Raw genomic sequence first — 19,444 nt, forward strand, 5'->3', positions numbered from 1 at the left:
TTATTTTGAATATAAGCTGTGTTGGGTGAATAATTCTCGGCTTTTCAACGGTTTGTCGCCTAAATACGGTTTTAATGCAATACGCGTGAAGCGTTTAGCTGCCGATAACACGGCAGGATCATCAAATTGGGTTTGCTCGAATGCCAATAATTCATGCCCGTAAAAGGTTAAATTATCTTTGATTAAGGAAGCAATAAAGCCTTTTTCTTCACGGTAACGATAGGTCATGTCCGCTTCCACGGGTTTGCCGGAGCCGGCACAATGAGTGAAATCAATGCCATAGCCTAAGGTGCGCAAGAGTTGAAACTCAAAGGTGCGTAGCGCAGGCTCCACGTGGGTTTGTGATACGGCTAATTGCGTTAAACATTGCAAATACTGTTGGAACAATTGCGGATAGGCCGTTTCCGGTTCCAATACGCGGCAAACGAGTTCGTTTAAATAAAAGCCGCTGTATAAGGCAACATTTTGTAAGGGCAAGGCAATGGCGGCGGGTTCTGCTTTGGTGAGAATTTTCAGATCACCACGACCGCTCCAACGTAGCAGTAAAGGCGTAAAGGGTTGTAACACGCCTTTTAGCATGGAGCGCTTTGCCCGTGCGCCTTTTGCCAATACGCTGATACGCCCGAAATCTTCTGTTAGTAGATCTACCAATAAGCTGGTTTCGCTGTAAGATTTGCGATGTAGTACGAAACCGCGTTGCCAATTTTCGATGATGTTACCCTTTCGTCGATAAAAAATCGGTGTTTATTTTAGCAGATTTCCCACCGCACTTTGTGGGATTTTATGGGGGGATTTTAGAAGAAAAGGAAATGGGATATAACGAAATTGCTACAAGGAAGATTTCGGAACAATAGACAATAAAAAAGCAGGTTTTTACACCTGCTTTCTTGCTCAAATGTTCAATTAAGCTTTAGACATGGCAGCAACTTCTGCTGCGAAGTCGGTTTCTACTTTCTCGATACCTTCGCCTACTTCTAAACGGATGAAATTAGAGATTTCAGCACCTTTTTCTTTTAACAAATCGCCAACGGATTTAGATGGATCCATCACGAATGGTTGACCGGTTAAAGAAACTTCGCCGGTGAATTTCTTCATGCGACCTTCAACCATTTTTTCTGCGATTTCACGTGGTTTACCGGATTGCATTGCGATATCCACTTGGATGTTACGCTCATGTTCAACCACATCAGCCGGAACATCGCTTGGGTTAACGTAGTCTGGACGGCTTGCTGCAACGTGCATTGCAATGTGTTTTAACAATTCATCGTCTGCGCCTTTACCTGCCACTAATACACCAATTTTCGCGCCGTGTAAGTAAGAGCCGACAACATCGCCTTCGATGTAAGCCACACGACGGATGGTCATGTTTTCACCGATTTTCGCCACTAATGCAGCACGTTTTTCTTCAAATTGTGCTTGAAGTTGTTCGATGGTTGCGCCTTTGTTTGCTGCTGCGAAATCAGCTACTTCGTTGGCTAAGCCTAAGAAACCGGCATCTTTTGCTACGAAGTCAGTTTCACAGTTCATTTCAACTAATACACCGAAACCATTTTGTACGCGAGCAAGGATAACACCTTCAGCTGCAACACGACCCGCTTTTTTCGCCGCTTTTGCTTGACCAGATTTACGCATGTTGTCGATGGCTAATTCGATGTCGCCGTTTGCTTCAACTAATGCTTTTTTACATTCCATCATGCCTGCGCCGGTACGTTCACGCAGTTCTTTTACTAATGATGCTGTGATTTCAGCCATTTTAAAATCCTCTGTCGGTTAAAGTGAGGTGGAAAAAGACCGCACTTTTAGCTCTAAAAAATACAGGGAGCTATTTAGCCCCCTGCTCATTAATTAATCGTCTGATTAATAAGGGCTTACGCCTTATCGCAATCGCCAGAATTATTCTGCGGCTTGCGCTAATTCTTCAGCAACCGCTGCTTCGTTACCACGACCTTCTTTGATCGCTGCAACAGCAGAAGAAAGATAAAGTTGAATTGCACGTGCTGCGTCATCGTTACCCGGGATAACGAAATCTACGCCGTCCGGGCTAGAGTTAGTATCAACGATAGCAAATACCGGAATACCCAAGTTGTTTGCTTCTTTCACTGCGATATGTTCGTGGTCTGCGCCGATAACGAATAATGCATCCGGAAGACCGCCCATCTCTTTGATACCGCCAAGGCTTAATTCAAGTTTTTCCATCTCACGGGTACGCATTAACGCTTCTTTTTTGGTTAATTTGTCGAAAGTGCCGTCTTGAGATTGAGTTTCTAAATCTTTTAAACGTTTGATGGATTGACGAACTGTTTTCCAGTTGGTCAACATACCGCCTAACCAACGGTGGTTTACATAGTATTGTTGACAGTCTAATGCTGCTGCTTGCACTGCATCGGTCGCTGCGCGTTTGGTACCAACGAATAATACTTTACCGTTGTTGCTCGCAATGCGGGTTAACTCAGCTAATGCTGCGTTGAACATTGGAACGGTTTTTTCAAGGTTGATGATATGAACGCCGTTGCGTGGTCCGAAAATGAATGGTTTCATTTTTGGGTTCCAGTAACGAGTTTGGTGACCGAAGTGAACGCCTGCTTGAAGCATATCGCGCATAGAAACTTGTGCCATAATAATTTTCCTTTTTTTGGGGTTTAGCCTCCACATATCCAGCCAATCGACCGTTTGGCACCCCGATTTAGCCTTTCTGATATGTGTGTGTTTTAGTAAATTGATTAAAAAATAAACGTTATTTTTAAACAGCAAAATAACGGGGTGCTTTATACCATAAAGTGCGGTTGGTTTCCAGCGGATTTTGTTGTGAGAGGAAAATTAACATAAAAAACGGGTAAAAAAACGACCGCACTTTAGGGCGTAAAGTGCGGTCGTTTTTGCGGTGTTTTATTCCTCTTCTTTTTTCTTTGCTCTCAGAATGATTTCTTGGATGTCGGCCGCCATTTTTTGATCACATTCGCGGGCAATGTCACGCATGAGCGGATTTTGGAATAACCCCATGTTGGGGTCATAAACTTGTGACATGAGGGCGACTTCATGGCGATCCGCATCAAAATAATAGTCGCCGATTTCTTTCACTAATTCCGGTTCCATGCCTAATGTTTCCAGTGCGCGTTTACCCGCACGCACGGCGGAATCGAAGGTTTCACGGATAATTTCGTCTGCGCCGGCTTCGTGTAAGGCAAAGGTGCTGAAACGGTCGTAAGCACGAGCAATAATTTTAATATTCGGATTCACTTCACGGGCAAAGTGCACGATGTTTTCCGCTTGTTCTTTATTGTTAATGGCGACGACTAACATATCTGCTTGTTCTAGACCTGCGGCGATCAGAAATTCGCGACGGGAAGCGTCACCAAAATAGGATTTAATGCCGTATTCATTAAAGCCTTTGATCATGTTCGGATTCAAATCAACAATAGTGGTAGCGTAGCCGCTTAAGCGTAATAAGTCATTTACGATTTGACCAAAACGTCCCATGCCGACGATGAGAATCGGATGTTGTTCATCGATTTCATCGGCCGGTAATTCTTCTGCAGTCGGTTTGGGCGCAAATTTTTCATATAAAACCAATATAATGGGGGTTAACACCATGGACAGCACCACGATTGCGGTCATGTTGGCATTGACGGTTTCATCGATGACTTTCTGGTTGAAGGCTTGTGCAAATAAAACAAAGGCAAATTCCCCGCCTTGAGCCATGAGTAAAGCACGCTCTATGGCGGTTTTATGTGTGCTTTTTGCTGCGCGCGCAACAAGATAAATACAGATACCTTTTGTTAGCATTAAAGCGAATACACCGATACCAATTAGCATCCAGTTTTCAACCACGACGGTGAGATTTAGCGACATTCCCACACCGAGGAAAAATAGCCCTAGCAATAAACCACGGAACGGTTCAATATCTGCTTCCAATTGATGGCGGAAAGCAGATTCCGACAGCATGACGCCGGCAACAAAAGCGCCCATGGCTTGTGATAAGCCTGCTTCTTCCATCAGTAATGCCGAGCCTAATACCACAAATAAGGCAGCAGCGGTCATCACTTCGCGTGCTTTGGCGTTTGCCAAAATACGGAACACCGGATTCAAAATGAAACGTCCAATAAGTACAAGGATAGCCAACGCAACTAAGGCGATGGAGGCGGATTCCCACCAAGAAATGGTACTTTCGGTTTCGAGTGGGGAAAGGTAGGTCACGATAGCCAGTAACGGCACGATCAGTAAATCTTCAAATAATAAGATCGACACCATTTTCTGCCCCGGGCGGGTAGACAGGAGTTTGCGTTCCCCCAACACTTGCATCACAATGGCAGTAGAGGTAAGCACGAAACCGGAAGAACAAATAAAGGCGACCTCCCAAGAAATACCGAATTGTACGGATACGAGGGTCATTAGCAGAGCAGAGATCACGACTTGTAAACTGCCCAGCCCGAAAATTTGTTTACGTAAGCTCCATAAATGGGACGGTTTCATTTCCAAACCGATCATGAATAGGAACATTACCACGCCAAATTCTGCAATGTGCAAAATAGCGTGAGAATCGGTTACTAATTTTAACCCGAAGGGGCCAATAATTAAGCCGGCGGCTAAATACCCCAGCACCGAACCTAAACCAATACGTTTAAATAATGGCACCGCCACAACAGCAGCACCTAATAACGTGACAACACGAATTAAATCACCTGCCCCCTGAGCTTCCATCTTGTTCCCCCGAAATAAATGTTATAGTGATGAATATTAAAAAATTTGCTTATTCTAGCGTTTTTTGGGGCGAAATGTTGAGGAAATAGGCAAATTTTGTGATAGGCTTAGTCAATTTTTTTAAAGAAATTATCTCCTCCTTTCTTTGGAAGAAATAAAGCCCGTATCAAACGGGCTTTGGTTTTTCTGAACATTGATTAACGCTGAATCAAATAGCGTAATTTTGTGCCATCTTGTTCCACGCTTAATAACGTATAACCGTGGTTTTTGGTGTCCACCGGAATGTTGTTGATGGATTGTGCGCAGTCGCTGAGTAATTCCAGAATTTCGCCTTCTTTTAATTCCGGCATGGTTTCTAGCATAACAATAGCCGGATACGGACAAGGTTCGCCAACGGTGTCGATGGTGTAATCCGGAACGATGTCTTTAGGATCTTTATCTAATTTGTGTACAACGGTAAATGCCATAATGTGTTTTCCTTCTGTGAAATAAAAATAACGTCAGATCAAACCGCACTTTTACGCCTGTGCGAGAGCGGCGATTTTGGCTTTTGCTTTGGCAAGAAAGCGTTTTTCCCACCAGACGACAGCGATTAAGCAGAGAATCAATAAACCGTAGTTCACCAATAATCCGCCTACCGGACCAAATTCTTTCAGTAAGTTCAGTTTTTCGTAGTCAAGCGCCAATGCCGGTGCCAAATCATCCCAAGCGTAGGCAAGATAAGTAGAGCCGATCACGTTGCCGATACCCACCCACATAAAATGCACTTGGCCTTCCATCGCACGGTACATCCAACCGGTTTCACAACCGCCGGCTAATACAATACCGAAACCGAACAATAAACCGCCGATAATCGCATTCGGGCCTGCCCACATGATTTTTGCCGGAACGCCTAATTGAATGTAGCTGAAGACGCCGATGGTGCCCGCAAGAATACCGAAAATGATCGCTTTTGCCATGTAAGCGCGACCGGTCACCCAAAGATCACGGAACGCGGAAGTGAAGCAGATTTGCGCACGTTCGATAAGTAAACCGAATGCTAAACCACACAACATGGCAAAACCGAGTTTGATGGATTGGGTCATGACATAAAGAGAGGCAATAAAGTAAGCGAAGAACACGACCATACCGATCCAAAAACGGCGTTGTGCTCTTCTCGGATCTGTTTCTTGTAATTTTGCGGCGCCTTTTTTCAATTCCAATTTCACGCGGAACATCGGCAATAAAGTGACTTTTACGCCGGCGTAAGTTCCAAGTGCGGTAGCAATGGTGAAAAACCACGCGTGCACGGAAAATTGTGGAATACCGGTAAATAACGAGGCAAGGTTACAGCCCATCGCCAAACGTGCGCCGAAGCCGGCAATGGCGCCGCCGATTAAGGCTTGTACAATGCGACGTTTATGTGGCTGGTTTCGCCATTTTACGTTGTTTGCCCACAAGGCTGCGGAGATACAACCGGCAAACATGCCTAAGATCATCACGCCATCGACACGGGTGAAAATCGTGCCTTGCATACCGATGATTTTGTAGTAGCTCCAATCGGACACATCAACGCCCAAGGCTTGTAATGCATGGCCACCCCAACGGGTAAATTCGCCGGTAACCGCCCAGTAGGTGCCGGTAACGCCGAAATAATAGGCCGAGATTAAACCGGCAGCGATAACGGCGATGACGGGATTCCAATATTTAATTAAATATTGTTGTTTGAACTGTTGTAAAACTTCGTTCATTTTTAATCCTATTAAAGTGAATGAAAGTATTACAAGGAAGGTATAACAATGAGAAAAGGCTCAAAAGAAAGGCTTTGTCATTTCCTATACACAAACTTGCGATATAAATGAAATTACAAATTAGATTTGCGGGCGCTAGTCTAAAGAATTGTTAATATTTCTGCAACAACATTTTGTGCAGAAAATTGGCAAAAGTGCGGTGGATTTTTCCTATGTTTTTACTTGGTCAGGTAGGCTTTTAGGGCCGGTAGAATGTCTTGCCCGTCACGGACACCTAAGTCATACATTGCCTGCACTTTGGCGATGTCCTTTTCAATACGGCGAATAGGCAGTGTGACAGAAGGGCGAATAACAAAAATCTCCCCTTGTTCGTTAAGACGAATAACATCTTCTACTGCTCGGTTATAGTCGGCATAGCGATTGGTCAGGCGTTCGACCAGTTTTGGGTAACAGCGATAAAAAGCCTTAAAAATTAGCGGATTGGTCGGCGTTTTGCGGTAATCCAATGGACGGGTGAGAATGACGATGATTTTGTCGTAGCCCAACTGTTGACAGAAACGTAACGGAATACTGTCTGCAATGCCGCCGTCTAAATATTTTTTGCCATCGATTTCCACCATTTTTGACACGAAAGGCATGGCGGAGGTGGCACGCAGGGTTTCCATTTGCTCAAAGGCATCGTGGATTTTCACATATTCTGCTTCTCCGCTTTCCACGTTGGTTAACACCGTGTAGAAGTCGATGCCGGAACGGGCGAATGCTGCTTGATCGAACACGTCCAATTCAAAAGGCAATTGATAGAAGGCAAAGTCTTTGTTGACGATATTGCCCGTGGTGAACAGGCTGTGCCAGCCCATGTAGCGTTTGTCATTGAGGTATTTTTTGTTGTAACGCAACACGCGGCCACGTTGTTTGGAAGGAAAATTCACACCGAACAATGCCCCGGCGGACACGCTGACAATGCCGTCAATGTGAATCTGTTCATCCAAGAAGACATCCAACACGCCGGCGGTGAACATCCCGCGCATGGCGCCGCCTTCCAATACCAATCCGACTTTCATCAGCTTAACTCATAAGGCAAGGGTTGCATGTCGAGCAAGGTTTGGTCGTTCGGCAAGCGGAATGCCTGACCGTCTTCCAACGGCGTATTTAACACGGCTTGCAACCACAAAATGCCGTGAAAATTGACCGCACTTGTGATGGTGCCGGTGGCTCGCCAATTGTCGCCAAGTGCCATTTCCAATGCCGAACCGATGTCCGGTAGACTTTCTGTTTGCGCGGCAAAAATAAAGAGAGCGCGTTTATTGGCGCCACGATATTTCGCACGTGCCACGGTTTCTTGCCCGATGTAGCAACCTTTTTGGAAAGAAATCGCTTGTTCGATACTTTGCAGGTTTAACGCTTGCGGAATAAATTCTAATTGGGTCGCTGCCGCTAAACCAGGCACGCCATCTTGAATATCCAATAAATCCCAAGCCTCCGCTTCAACAGTAGCTTCAAGGGCTAAGCGGGTCGGGTGGAGTAAAATCACGCGCGGTTGTTGTCCATTTACATCAATGCGAATTTGCGCAGAAAATTGACCGCACTTTTCGATGCCTTTTGTGCCGGCTGCGCCGAGAATTTGCCAATCTAGTGACGTAAACGTGACTTTGGAAAACACCGCATATTTTTTCAGTTGATCCAGTGCCGATGGCAATAATTCACTTTTTAACAGCATATAAAAGGTCTGTTCGTCTTGACGAATTAAACGGAACAGCGCGCTCATTTTGCCTTTCGGATCGCAATGAGCGGTAAGGGTGGATTCACCGCCTGCCAATTTGGTGACATCGCAAGTGAGTTGCCCTTGCAAATATTTTTCCGCCTCCGTGCCTTCAATTTGAATCAGCGAGTAGTGCGTTAACGGACAAATAATGTCGTCCTGTTGTGCCGTTAAAAGGGAATAGGCCATCGTACTTTCCTTAAAAAAATATCAATCAATTACTCAAGATTTTGAATTTGTTCGCGCATTTGCTCAATTAACACTTTCAGCTCAATGGCGGAATTGGTCACATCAACATTGATGGACTTGGACGCCAAGGTGTTGGATTCGCGGTTGAGCTCTTGCATCATGAAATCCAACTTGCGTCCCACTGCACCGCCTTTACGCAGAATGTTTTGCGTTTCTTTGACGTGTAATTGCAAACGATCCAATTCTTCGGCGACATCAATGCGTTGCGCCAACATAATCAGCTCTTGCTCTAAACGTTGTGGATCCGGTTGCAGTTGCACTTCTTCAAAGCGTTGCAACATGCGCTCGCGTTGCCATTGTAAAATCTCCGGCATTTTGGACCGCACTTTTTGCTGTTCTTCATTGATGGCGTCAAGGCGTTGTGTCAGTAACGTGTGGATTTTTTCCCCTTCGCGTTGACGCATAGCGATAAATTCCTCGACAACTTGGTCAAACGCCGCCAATAAATCTTGGCTGATTAAATCTACATCTTGTTCCGGCACTTCCACCACGCCCGGATAACGCAACACGTCGGTTAAATTGAGCTCACCTTCGCCCGCTTGCTGTTTTAGCCATTGTAAAGATTGCAATACTTGCGTGGCGAGTTCTTGGTTAATGTGTAATTCTGTCGCGGCTTGCTTTTTGTTATCAATACGCAAGGTACATTCGATTTTGCCACGAGTGAGTTTTTGACGCAGGGTTTCGCGTAAGGTGTTTTCTAAACTGCGGAATTGTTCCGGCAGGCGGAAAAAGGTTTCTAAATAACGTTGATTAACCGAACGGATTTCCCAAACTGCGTTTCCCCAGTCTTTTTTGATTTCTAAACTGGCGAATGCCGTCATGCTATAAATCATAATAATTCCTTCATTTTTAGGCGCTAAAATTTGCGTTCTATTGTACTGCCAAATTTCGTTTCTGTCATTTTGCGTGCTAAAATGGCGCGATTTTTTATTGCTTAACGAGGAATTTTTCATGCGTCCGAATCAACGTGCCAACAACCAAACCCGCCCGATTAAAATCACCCGTCATTACACCAAACACGCGGAAGGTTCCGTGCTGGTGGAATTTGGCGATACCAAAGTGTTGTGTACTGCCACCGTAGAAGACGGCGTGCCGCGCTTTTTAAAAGGTCAGGGACAAGGTTGGGTTACGGCGGAATACGGCATGTTGCCACGTTCTACCCACAGCCGTATGCAACGTGAAGCGGCAAAAGGCAAGCAAGGCGGACGTACTTTAGAAATTCAGCGTTTAATTGCCCGTTCCTTACGCGCTATGGTGGATTTAGAAGCGCTTGGCGAACGTTGTGTAACCTTAGATTGTGATGTGATTCAAGCGGATGGTGGCACACGCACCGCCTCCATTACCGGCGCTTGCGTGGCGTTATGTGATGCGTTGAACGGCTTAGTAGCAAACGGCACATTAAGCAAAAATCCGCTGAAAGGATTGGTGGCGGCGATTTCTGTCGGCATCGTAAACGGCGACGCGGTATGTGATTTGGAATACGTGGAAGATTCCGCCGCAGAAACAGACATGAACGTGGTCATGATGGAAGACGGCCGCATGATTGAAGTGCAAGGCACCGCAGAAGGCGAACCGTTCAGCCATGAGGAATTATTAACCTTATTAGATCTCGCCAAACAAGGCTGTGAGGTCATTTTCCAAACCCAACGTGCGGCATTGGCAGAATAAGGGTAGGAAGATGGAAAACTATAAACAACAGTTTATTGAATTCGCCCTTGCCCGTCAGGTTTTAAAATTTGGTGAGTTCACCTTGAAATCCGGCCGTGTGAGCCCTTATTTCTTTAACGCCGGTTTGTTTAACCAAGGCACCGATCTTGCCCGTTTAGGTGAATTTTATGCGGCAGCCTTACAAGATGCCGGTTTGCAATACGACATGATTTTTGGCCCGGCGTACAAAGGCATTCCTATTGCCACTGCGGTATCCATTGCGTTATTTAACCGCTTTGACATCAATAAACCGGTATGCTTTAACCGCAAAGAAACCAAAGATCACGGCGAAGGTGGCAATTTAATCGGCAGTCCGTTGCGCGGCAAGGTGTTGTTGGTGGATGATGTGATCACTGCCGGTACGGCAATTCGTGAATCCATGCAAATTATTCAAGCCAATGAAGCGCAATTAAGCGCGGTGTTAATTGCTTTAAACCGTCAAGAGCGTGGCAACGGCGAGCTGTCTGCGATTCAAGAAGTCGAGCGCGATTACCAATGCGACGTGTTATCTATCATTGATTTTGCCGATTTGATGGCGTTCATTGAAACTCAACCGGAATACCAACAATATTTACCGGCAATGCGCGCTTATCGTGAGCAATACGGCATTAAATAAAGCGAAAGTGCGGTTGTTTTTTCACGCGTTTTTCAATTTGCTGAGAAAATCCACCGCACTTTTTTGACCCTAACGGAGTGACAATGAATTTTATTGGGAAATTTTTAGGTGCCTTAATCGGCTTTCGATTGGGCGGTTTCTTTGGCATGTTGGCGGGAGTGTTTCTTGGCCATCTTGCAGACAAAAAACTGTATGAGCTGGGCACAGTCAATTCTTCTTTCTTCAAAACGAAAACCACCCGTCAACTACTGTTTATGCAAACCACCTTTGCGGTGTTGGGGCATTTAAGCAAAGCCAAAGGGCGTGTCACGGAAAATGACATTCTGTTAGCGACCCATTTAATGGACCAAATGCAACTAGACGATGCCGGTCGTCGTTTAGCGCAAGAGGCATTTAATCGTGGCAAACAGACAGATTTTCCGATTCGTCAGGTGATTCGTGAATTTCGTCTGGGTTGCGGACAACGTGCCGATTTGTTACGAGCATTTTTATCCGTGCAAATTCAAGCCGCCTTTTCCGATGATCATTTACATGATAATGAAAAAGACGTGCTGTTTATTGTTGCTGAAGAACTGGGCTTATCTCGTGTTCAATTTGAGCAAATGTTGGCGATGGAAATGGCGGCGCGTCACTTTGCACGCGGCGGTTTTTATCAACAAGGCGGCTACTACGAGCAACATTCCGGCTCCCAAGGCGGCTATCAACAGCAATCTCAATCCTCTTCCGGCCCGACCTTAAACGATGCTTATCAAGTGCTTGGCGTCAGCGCGACAGACGATCAGCCCATAGTGAAACGTGCTTATCGTCGTTTAATGAATGAAAATCATCCGGATAAATTAGTGGCAAAAGGGTTGCCACCGGAAATGATGGAAATGGCGAAAGAGAAAACCCAGCAAATTCAAGCCGCATACGACTTGATTTGCAAAGCCAAAGGTTGGAAATAACCTTTGCGCGTCATTTTAGCCCCGATGCAGGGCGTGCTTGATCCTCTCGTACGTCAATTATTAACGGAAGTGAACGATTACGATTTGTGCATTTCCGAATTTGTCCGTGTGGTGGATCAACGCCTCCCGCCGAAAGTCTTTTATCGCCTTTGCCCTGAATTGCTCCAACAGGGCTGCACGGCAAGTGGCACAGCGGTGCGCGTGCAACTGCTCGGACAACATCCTCAATGGCTGGCGGAAAACGCTGAACTTGCTATTCAATTAGGCTCCCACGGCGTTGATTTAAACTGTGGCTGCCCGTCGAAAACCGTCAACGGCAGCAACGGCGGCGCTTCTTTGTTAAAACAACCGGAACTTATTTACCAAGCCACCAAAGCCATTCGTCAAGCCGTTCCATCAGAACAGGTAGTGAGTGTTAAAGTACGCTTAGGCTGGGATTCCCCCGACTTTGCTTTTGACATTGCGGATGCGGTGCAACAAGGCGGTGCGACCGAAATAGCCATTCATGGACGCACCAAAGCGGATGGTTATCGCGCTGATCGTATCAACTGGCAAAAAATTGGTGAAATTCGCCAAAAACTCCATATTCCTGTGATCGCCAACGGTGAAATTTGGCGTTGGGAAGACGGGCAACGATGCTTAGAAATAACCGGCTGTAAAGATTTAATGGTTGGTCGTGGGGCGCTCAATATGCCTAATTTAAGCCGTGTGCTAAAACATAATGACGCGCCGTCAAGCTGGGCTGAAATCATGCCGATTTTGCGCAAATACGCCACATTAGAAAATTGCCACGACAGCGGTTTTTACCACGTGGCACGCATTAAGCAATGGCTGCAGTATTTGAAATGTGAATATAAAGAAGCAACGAATTTATTTGAGAGCGTAAAACGTTGTCATGATGGAGATGAGTTAAGGGTGTTGTTGGAAGCGCACTTGGGCTAGCTTCCTGTTTGAAAAATCACTGAAAAATGCACCGCACTTTTTAACTCATGAGTTCATTAATGGCGCTTTCCTTTTACCTACAACGTAAATTGCAACCGCTATAAAGTCAACACTTATTCCCCATAAAACAAGCCCGTACCATATAAATAAACGTCAACTTCATCTCCCACATACAACTCAATGCCATGGTGTTCCTCTAACTCAATATCGAACCCGTTTATTTCAAGCCGAATCGCCGTAATTTTTCCTTTGAATTCCACATTTTTTACCACCGCGTTAAAAAGTGCGGTCGGATTTTGAGGTGTTTTTAACAGGCTGAATTGTTCCGGACGGAGAAGTAGCGTGCCGCCGCTTTGTTGCCCTTGGCTTTTGTCTATGACGGCAATGTCACCTAATTGGCAATGTGCCGTTGAAGGTGAATTTAAGGTTGCCGGCAACACAATGCTTTCGCCAATAAAGGTGGCAGTGGAAAGGTGTTGTGGCGACCAATAAAGCGTGCGGGGATTCGCGATTTGTAAGATTTCTCCATTTTGCAGCACCGCAATTTTATCGGCATAACGCAAAGCCTCGTCGCGATCATGGGTGACAAAAATGGCGGAAGTACCACTTTGGCGGAGTGCTTGCAACATGTCATGACGGATTTGTTGGCGCAGATGTTCATCTAAGGCGCTGAACGGCTCGTCTAATAAAATCAGTTCAGGATTTGGCGCAATGGCGCGTGCCAAGGCGACACGTTGTTGTTGCCCACCGGAAAGTTGGTGTGGAAAACGGTCGGCGAGCGCACAAATACCGGTGAGCGCCATCACTTCGTCAATGCGTTGTCGTTCTTCCGGGGAACGACCTTTGCCATCGCCCAACCCGTAAGCAATATTGCGATACACATTCAAGTGTGGAAATAACACGCCTTCTTGCACCACATAACCTAGCCGTCGCTGTTGTGGCGGAATATTGCAATTTGCGCTAAAAATCAACCGCTCTTTTAGGTAAATTTCACCGTTATCAGGTTGTTCAAAACCGGCAATAGCACGTAGCAAAGTCGTTTTTCCACAACCGGAAGCACCGAGTAAAAACAAGATTTCGCCACTGTGCAATTCAAGGGAAATATCACGTAGCACATGCGTCTGCCCGAAATGTTTATTGAGGCAGTGGATTTGGAGGAGTGGTGTTGTTTGCATAGAAGTTTGTATTGTCATTATTTAAACGCATATTTTTTAAGTAAAAACACCGGAATGCCGGAAAATAGCATGAGCATTATGGCATAAGGCGTGGCGGCTGCATATTGGGCATCGCTAGTGTATTCCCAAACGGCGATGGATAAGGTTTTGATGTCGTTTGGCGTGAGCAATAAGGTGGCAGTAAGCTCTTTCATCAGGTTTAAAAACACCAACGCAAAGGCACCGGTAATGCCCGGCAACATGGCGGGAATGGTGAGCGTACGGAAAATATAAAAATGACTACGCCCAAGGCTTTGCCCTACTTTTTCGACGTTGTCGGAAATTTGTTCCAAGGAGCTACGCAACGTGGTTTGTGCCAAGGGTAAATACAACATGAAATAGGCGACTATCACCATGAGGAAAGTTTGGTAGAAAGAATAGGCGTAGTTAATGGTGAAATACACCAAGGACAAGGCAATTACCAAACCCGGCATCGCATGCAATAAATATGGCAGGCGGTCAATCCACACAGTGAGGCGACTACGATAACGCACAGCACTCCAAACGAGTGGCAGCGCGCAAAGCACGGTGAGCCCCGCGCCTAAACCGGAAACCAGCAAAGAATTGCTGAAGGCTTCAAAAAAGGCGGAAAAATCCACCGCACTTTCAATAGACGTGCCTACAAACATCCAGTGAATCAACATGATGAGTGGTACACCGATGCTGAGGATAAAAATGGTGAGGAAAAAAATAACAGTCAAGAATTGCTTGCCGGCCGTTAAATTTTTCACCGGATAAGGGCGAGTCACCCCTTTGCCGCTGTTATACAGGATTTGTTGTCCACGAAAGAAAATTTCGCCGAACACGATTAAGGCACAAATCACCATTAACACCGCCGACAGTAACGCCGCCGTATTGTTATTAAAGGCCATTTCATACTCTTGGAAAATAGCCGTGGTGAAGGTTTGATAATTCAAAATAGACACGGCACCGAATTCTACCAATGTATGTAACGCGATGAGTAAAATACTGCTGCCGATAGCCGGTTTTAACTGGGGGAATATGGCATACCAAAAGGTATCGCGACGGCTTTTGCCAAGCGAAAGACTTACTTCCTCCAATGACCGATCCAGCCGTTTTAACGTGGCGGCAACAGGCAAATAGGCAAGCGGAAAATAGCTTAAGGTCATAATGCCAATCGTGCCCCAAAAGCCCTCGACGCTAAAAGTGAGACTAATCCAGGTGAAACAACTAACAAAGGCAGGAATACAAAGCGGCAAGGTCATCGCCACTTGAAAAAAGGGCTTACCCCAAAAACGATAGCGCTCCAATAAAAAGGCGCAAACCGTGCCAAGGATGATGGAAAATGTCGTCACACACACCATCAACAACAACGTATTGCTCAACAGCTCCCACATACGCGGCCGCCAAAGCAATTCAATACTGCGCACCCAACCCACATCAACCGCCCGAACCACCACATAGAGAAACGGTAGAATCAATGGCAAACTGATCAGAATAATCAAGGCGGTTAGCCAAAACGGAGGATTACGGCTCAAGGGGCTGTCCTTTTGAGTATTGGGTTAAAATTAACGGCTCTCGCTAGTATAGCTGTATGCCAAGCACTGTCAGTTACCGGTATCACCTGAAAGCTGTTGTTGGCACAAATTAACTATACAAAATTTCTTCATTTTGTGTTCAGTGTGTCATTATATCTTCCTTTCCGAAATTAAAATAACTAAAATTCTCATTAAGTGATTTTTAAGATGAATTATATAAATAAATTTAATGGATTGTGTCTTTTTATTACTAACGAAATTTAATTTCCGTTAAGGCATTTTCATAAGGAATAAAACAATGAGTGTTAATGATTTAATTCAAGAAGGTGTGAGTTTATTCAAAAGCAATAATTTTGATCAAGCAATTGCAAAATTTAATCAGGCTTTAGATGAGATTGAAGATAAAAACTCTCAACTTGAGGAACAAAATAATATTCACTCTTGGCTTGGTGGTTGTTATTTCGAGCAAGCACGGAAGGTTGGAGATATAACAGAGGCGAAGGGGTTATTTGCCCAAGCTATTGAGCACCACCAAGAGCAACTTAAACTTGCCAAACAGCTGACTGATAAGCAAACAGGTATTCAAAAGCAAAACAATGCTCAATTTGGGCTTGGTCGTTGTTATTTCGAGCAGGCATTGAAGGTTAGAGATACAACAGAGGCGAAGGGGTTATTTGCCCAAGCTATTGAGCACCACCAAGAGCAACTTAAACTTGCCAAACAGCTAACTGATGAGCAAACACGAATTCAAAAGCAAAATAATGCTCAATTTTTGCTTGGTCTTTGTTATTTTGAGCAGGCACGGAAGGTTGGAGATATAACAGAGGCGAAGAGGTTATTTGCCCAAGCTATTGAGCACCACCAAGAGCGGCTCAAGCTTGCCGAACAGCTAACTGATGAGCAAACAGGTATTCAAGAGCAAAATAATGCTCAATTTTGGCTTGGTCGTTGTTATTTAGAGCAGGCATTGAAGGTTAGAGATATAACAGAGGCGAAGGGGTTATTTGCCCAAGCTATTGAGCACCACCAAGAGTGGCTCAAGCTTGCCGAACAGTTGACCGAAGAGCAAACAGGTATTCAAAAGCAAATCAATGCTCACTCTTGGCTTGGTCGTTGTTATTTAGAGCAGGCACGGAAGGTTGGAGATATAACAGAGGCGAAGAGGTTATTTGCCCAAGCTATTGAGCACCACCAAGAGTGGCTCAAACTTGCCGAACAACTGACCGATGAGCAAACAGGTATTCAAAAGCAAATCAATGCTCACTCTTGGCTTGGTCGTTGTTATTTAGAGCAGGCACGGAAGGTTGGAGATATAACAGAGGCGAATAGGTTATTTGCCCAAGCTATTGAGCACCACCAAGAGTGGCTCAAGCTTGCCGAACAACTGACCGATGAGCAAACACGTATTCAGCAGCAAATCCATGCCCAATCTTGGCTTGGTCGTTGTTATTTCGAACAGGCGATTAGAACCAAAGACATAACGAATGTAAAAGATTTATTTGAAAAAGCAATTAACCACCATTATAAACACCAATTACAACTCGCTGAACAGCTGACTGATGAGCAAACACGTATTCAGCAGCAAATCTATGCCCAATTTTGGCTTGGTCGTTGTTATTTTTCACAAGCGACTAAAATTGAAGATAAGTTACAAACTGAAATTTTGATTAAAGATGCGGAGGGCTATTTTTTAGGTTCCTTGGAATTGTTACCACTATTTGATAATGAACAAGAAAGAAAAAGAGTTGAAAAGATAATTTACCACTATTTAAGAAACATTTGTTTTCTTAGAAGTAATTGGATTCTTTATTTTAATAAGAAAAAACAAGATATAAGTAAGGCGTTATTTTCAGATGAGGATAACAACTTGGATAGAAAACTAAAGGAAGCAATTTCTACTATTTTAGCCGTTTTAAATATTCCTCCGATTGAATTGGGTTCAACCCCGCTTGCGCATTACACATCTTCCACAGTGTGTAACAAACTATTTGGTGTTGTTCATGAGGATGATTCTAGTCCAATGACTAGTCCAATGAGAATAGGCAGTTCCACCTATATGAATGATCCTTCTGAAGGAAAAGGGTTACTGGAATTGTTATCGCTACAAGATTTGGAATTGGAAAATAAAGCAGATTGTTCACCTCACAATGCTTTCTTTGCCTGTTTTTCTGCTCGTGTGAATGATTTAAATCAATTTCGCTTATATGGCAAAGAAGATGGTGTAGAAGCTTCGGGCTGTTGCTTGGTATTTAATAAAAATAGAGATTGGTTGAAAGAGCCTGACATTTCAGCACCCTTCCGTAGTTTTCTAAAAAATCTGGACGAAAATTCAGCTGAATTTAAGGAGACGGATATTTCCAACGTGGAATATGAAAAACTACCACTTTATCAAGTTGCTTATATTGCATATAAAGATGAATACATTGCCGAAGAAAAATGTGAAAGATGGCTTGATAACTCATTTGGAATCTGTTTGAAGCCGATAGGTGAAAATAAGGTTTGGCATAATTTTCGTCTTGATCAACTTAAGGAGGCCCTACAAGAGCTTGTTGGCTTTTTTAAGGAGAAAGACCATGTTAATGATAAAAACAAAAATGCGTTGGAATATATTCGCTATTTATTTAAAGACTTTGCCTTCCGTGATGAAGAAGAATTCCGGGTGCTAAAAATGGCAGAAATCGGCTCAGAGGAAATTGAATATTGCAAAACGACCAAATCCATTTATTTACCTTATGCTGATATCAGCTATATGGTAGATGAAGTGATTTTGGGCACCAATTATGAGAAAACTCATATCAGATACAAAGCAGAAGTATTTCAACACCAGATGAAACAAAAATGCCCATATGTTAAGGTTTCTCGTTCATCATTGCCGATTTATGCGAATCCTCCGATTAAGAATGACTAAACCCAAAAAGTTTCCATCTTATTGGAAACTTTTTCTTGTTTAGCTATTTCGCTCGCAACAAAAAAGCCACCCGAAAAACGTGTCAAAAAACGACCGCACTTTCAGGTGGCTTTTTATATTTTTAACTGTACCCACGGTATTTCACGTTGAGAGACACTGTGGTGATACGATTATTTCAATCCCGCTTGCTCAATTAATTTATTGGCTTTTTCTTTGTCTTGCGCCGTTGTTGCGGTGACTTCAGGGGCTTCTAGTTTTGCGTAAGGTTCCATGTTGAATGGAGAAACCACGTCAGTGCGTAATGGGTATTCTGCGCGGGCAGCCACAAGCGCTTCTTGGCCTTTTTTGCTGGCTAAGAATTCGACGAATTTTTTCGCTTCTTCTTTATTTTTGGAGCCTTTTAACACTGCGGCACCGGAGTAGGTGACTAATGCACCCGGATCTTGGTGACGAATGAAATACAAACGAGAGTTTAATTTATCTTCGCCTTTTTCTTTTGCTAAGGCATACCAATAATAGTTGTTAATCAACGCAGCCGGCACTTCGCCATTTTCAACGGCTTGTAATGCCACGCTGTTTTTCGCATAGAGTTTGCCATTTTCTTTCAAGCCTTTTAACCAGTCTAACGCCGCTTGTTCGCCTTTTAGTTTGGTGATGGCTACAACTTGTTCTAAGAATGCACCGGAAGTTGGCACATAACCGATTTTATCTTTCCATTTCGGCGTGGCGTAATCTAATACGGATTTTTCCATGTTTTTTTCGGAGAGTTTATTTTTGTCATAAACCACCACACGGGAACGACCGCTTAAGGCAATCCAGTCTTTTTTCGGTGCTACCGGTACGCCTTTATATTGGGTTTGTTTGATGATGTCGGCAGAGAGGGGTTCGAGTAGGTCTGAGCCAGATAATCCGGCAAAGGAGGCGACTTGTTCAGTATAGAACACATCAGCCGGGGTTTTGTCGCCTTCTTCTTTTAATTGACCGGCAAGCTGTTCGCTTTTGGCGCTGTTTAAGGTCACTTTGATGCCGGTTTCTTTGGTAAAGGCTTCGGTGACGGCTTTGGCCGCTTCTTTGTGTTGACCGTTATACACGGTAATGTCAGCGAAAGTGGCGCTAGAGAATGCCAATGCTGCGGTAAGTGTTGCTAGTTTTAATGCGTTAAGTTTCATAAATGCTCC

The 19,444-nt window shown here is 44.4% G+C and carries 17 protein-coding genes; 5 read left to right on the forward strand and 12 right to left on the reverse strand.

Annotation, left to right across the window (positions count from 1 at the left end; translation table 11 throughout):
* The 9 genes from recO to AC30SH_RS01310 form a co-directional block, all read right to left on the reverse strand.
* The gene (gene recO, locus AC30SH_RS01270) at positions 1–714 is read right to left on the reverse strand and encodes a DNA repair protein RecO (RefSeq protein WP_314401150.1); all 714 of its coding nucleotides are present in this window, start codon (positions 712–714) and stop codon (positions 1–3) included.
* Positions 715–903: 189 nt separating this feature from the next.
* Positions 904–1,752: a translation elongation factor Ts gene (gene tsf, locus AC30SH_RS01275; protein WP_489582000.1), complete on the reverse strand. Its 849-nt coding sequence runs from the start codon at positions 1,750–1,752 to the stop codon at positions 904–906.
* A 141-nt stretch (positions 1,753–1,893) separates the two neighbouring features.
* Positions 1,894–2,616 carry a 30S ribosomal protein S2 gene (gene rpsB / locus AC30SH_RS01280; protein ID WP_048750720.1) on the reverse strand — a complete coding sequence of 241 codons (723 nt, stop codon included), beginning with the start codon at positions 2,614–2,616 and terminating at the stop codon, positions 1,894–1,896.
* A gap of 270 nt (positions 2,617–2,886) precedes the next feature.
* Positions 2,887–4,698 (reverse strand): monovalent cation:proton antiporter-2 (CPA2) family protein, encoded by a 1,812-nt coding sequence (locus AC30SH_RS01285; RefSeq protein WP_314955727.1) that lies wholly within the window; start codon positions 4,696–4,698, stop codon positions 2,887–2,889.
* Between the two features lie 197 nt (positions 4,699–4,895).
* The gene (yedF, locus tag AC30SH_RS01290; RefSeq protein WP_209363221.1) at positions 4,896–5,165 is read right to left on the reverse strand and encodes a sulfurtransferase-like selenium metabolism protein YedF; all 270 of its coding nucleotides are present in this window, start codon (positions 5,163–5,165) and stop codon (positions 4,896–4,898) included.
* Positions 5,166–5,216: 51 nt separating this feature from the next.
* Positions 5,217–6,428, reverse strand: a complete 1,212-nt coding sequence (yedE, locus tag AC30SH_RS01295; protein WP_489582001.1) for a selenium metabolism membrane protein YedE/FdhT — start codon at positions 6,426–6,428, stop codon at positions 5,217–5,219.
* Between the two features lie 218 nt (positions 6,429–6,646).
* Positions 6,647–7,489, reverse strand: coding sequence for a patatin-like phospholipase family protein (locus tag AC30SH_RS01300; RefSeq protein WP_485862766.1), 843 nt, complete (start codon positions 7,487–7,489; stop codon positions 6,647–6,649).
* Complete coding sequence (ygfZ, locus tag AC30SH_RS01305) at positions 7,489–8,376, reverse strand: CAF17-like 4Fe-4S cluster assembly/insertion protein YgfZ (RefSeq protein ID WP_489582002.1); 888 nt, start codon at positions 8,374–8,376, stop codon at positions 7,489–7,491. The genes AC30SH_RS01300 and ygfZ overlap by 1 nt, the downstream gene beginning before the upstream one ends.
* Positions 8,377–8,405: 29 nt before the next feature.
* Positions 8,406–9,269 carry a YicC/YloC family endoribonuclease gene (locus AC30SH_RS01310; RefSeq protein WP_489582003.1) on the reverse strand — a complete coding sequence of 288 codons (864 nt, stop codon included), beginning with the start codon at positions 9,267–9,269 and terminating at the stop codon, positions 8,406–8,408.
* A gap of 118 nt (positions 9,270–9,387) precedes the next feature.
* On the opposite strand from AC30SH_RS01310, the gene rph reads away from it, so the two are divergent.
* The 4 genes from rph (at position 9,388) to dusC (ending at position 12,645) form a co-directional block, all read left to right on the forward strand.
* Entirely contained in the window at positions 9,388–10,104 is a 717-nt protein-coding gene (gene rph / locus AC30SH_RS01315; protein ID WP_296027639.1) for a ribonuclease PH, read from the forward strand.
* Between the two features lie 10 nt (positions 10,105–10,114).
* The gene (gene pyrE / locus AC30SH_RS01320) at positions 10,115–10,759 is read left to right on the forward strand and encodes an orotate phosphoribosyltransferase (RefSeq protein WP_489582004.1); all 645 of its coding nucleotides are present in this window, start codon (positions 10,115–10,117) and stop codon (positions 10,757–10,759) included.
* 83 nt (positions 10,760–10,842) lie between these two features.
* Positions 10,843–11,703 (forward strand): co-chaperone DjlA, encoded by an 861-nt coding sequence (djlA, locus tag AC30SH_RS01325; protein WP_489582005.1) that lies wholly within the window; start codon positions 10,843–10,845, stop codon positions 11,701–11,703.
* Positions 11,704–11,706: 3 nt separating this feature from the next.
* The gene (gene dusC, locus AC30SH_RS01330; RefSeq protein ID WP_489582006.1) at positions 11,707–12,645 is read left to right on the forward strand and encodes a tRNA dihydrouridine(16) synthase DusC; all 939 of its coding nucleotides are present in this window, start codon (positions 11,707–11,709) and stop codon (positions 12,643–12,645) included.
* Between the two features lie 113 nt (positions 12,646–12,758).
* Here dusC and AC30SH_RS01335 read toward each other — a convergent pair whose 3' ends face one another.
* Together AC30SH_RS01335 and AC30SH_RS01340 are read right to left on the reverse strand one after the other, a co-directional pair.
* The gene (locus AC30SH_RS01335) at positions 12,759–13,820 is read right to left on the reverse strand and encodes an ABC transporter ATP-binding protein (protein ID WP_489582389.1); all 1,062 of its coding nucleotides are present in this window, start codon (positions 13,818–13,820) and stop codon (positions 12,759–12,761) included.
* A gap of 17 nt (positions 13,821–13,837) precedes the next feature.
* On the reverse strand, positions 13,838–15,358 hold the full coding sequence (locus AC30SH_RS01340; protein WP_489582007.1) for an ABC transporter permease: 1,521 nt from the start codon (positions 15,356–15,358) through the stop codon (positions 13,838–13,840).
* Positions 15,359–15,656: 298 nt separating this feature from the next.
* Here AC30SH_RS01340 and AC30SH_RS01345 point away from each other — a divergent pair, with 298 nt between their 5' ends.
* Entirely contained in the window at positions 15,657–18,266 is a 2,610-nt protein-coding gene (locus AC30SH_RS01345) for a tetratricopeptide repeat protein (protein ID WP_489573805.1), read from the forward strand.
* Positions 18,267–18,436: 170 nt separating this feature from the next.
* Here the strand turns inward: AC30SH_RS01345 and AC30SH_RS01350 are convergent, their stop codons facing one another.
* Entirely contained in the window at positions 18,437–19,435 is a 999-nt protein-coding gene (locus AC30SH_RS01350) for an iron ABC transporter substrate-binding protein (protein WP_489582008.1), read from the reverse strand.
* Between the last annotated feature and the right edge of the window lie 9 nt (positions 19,436–19,444).

Source organism: Aggregatibacter sp. HK296 (assembly GCF_980469475.1).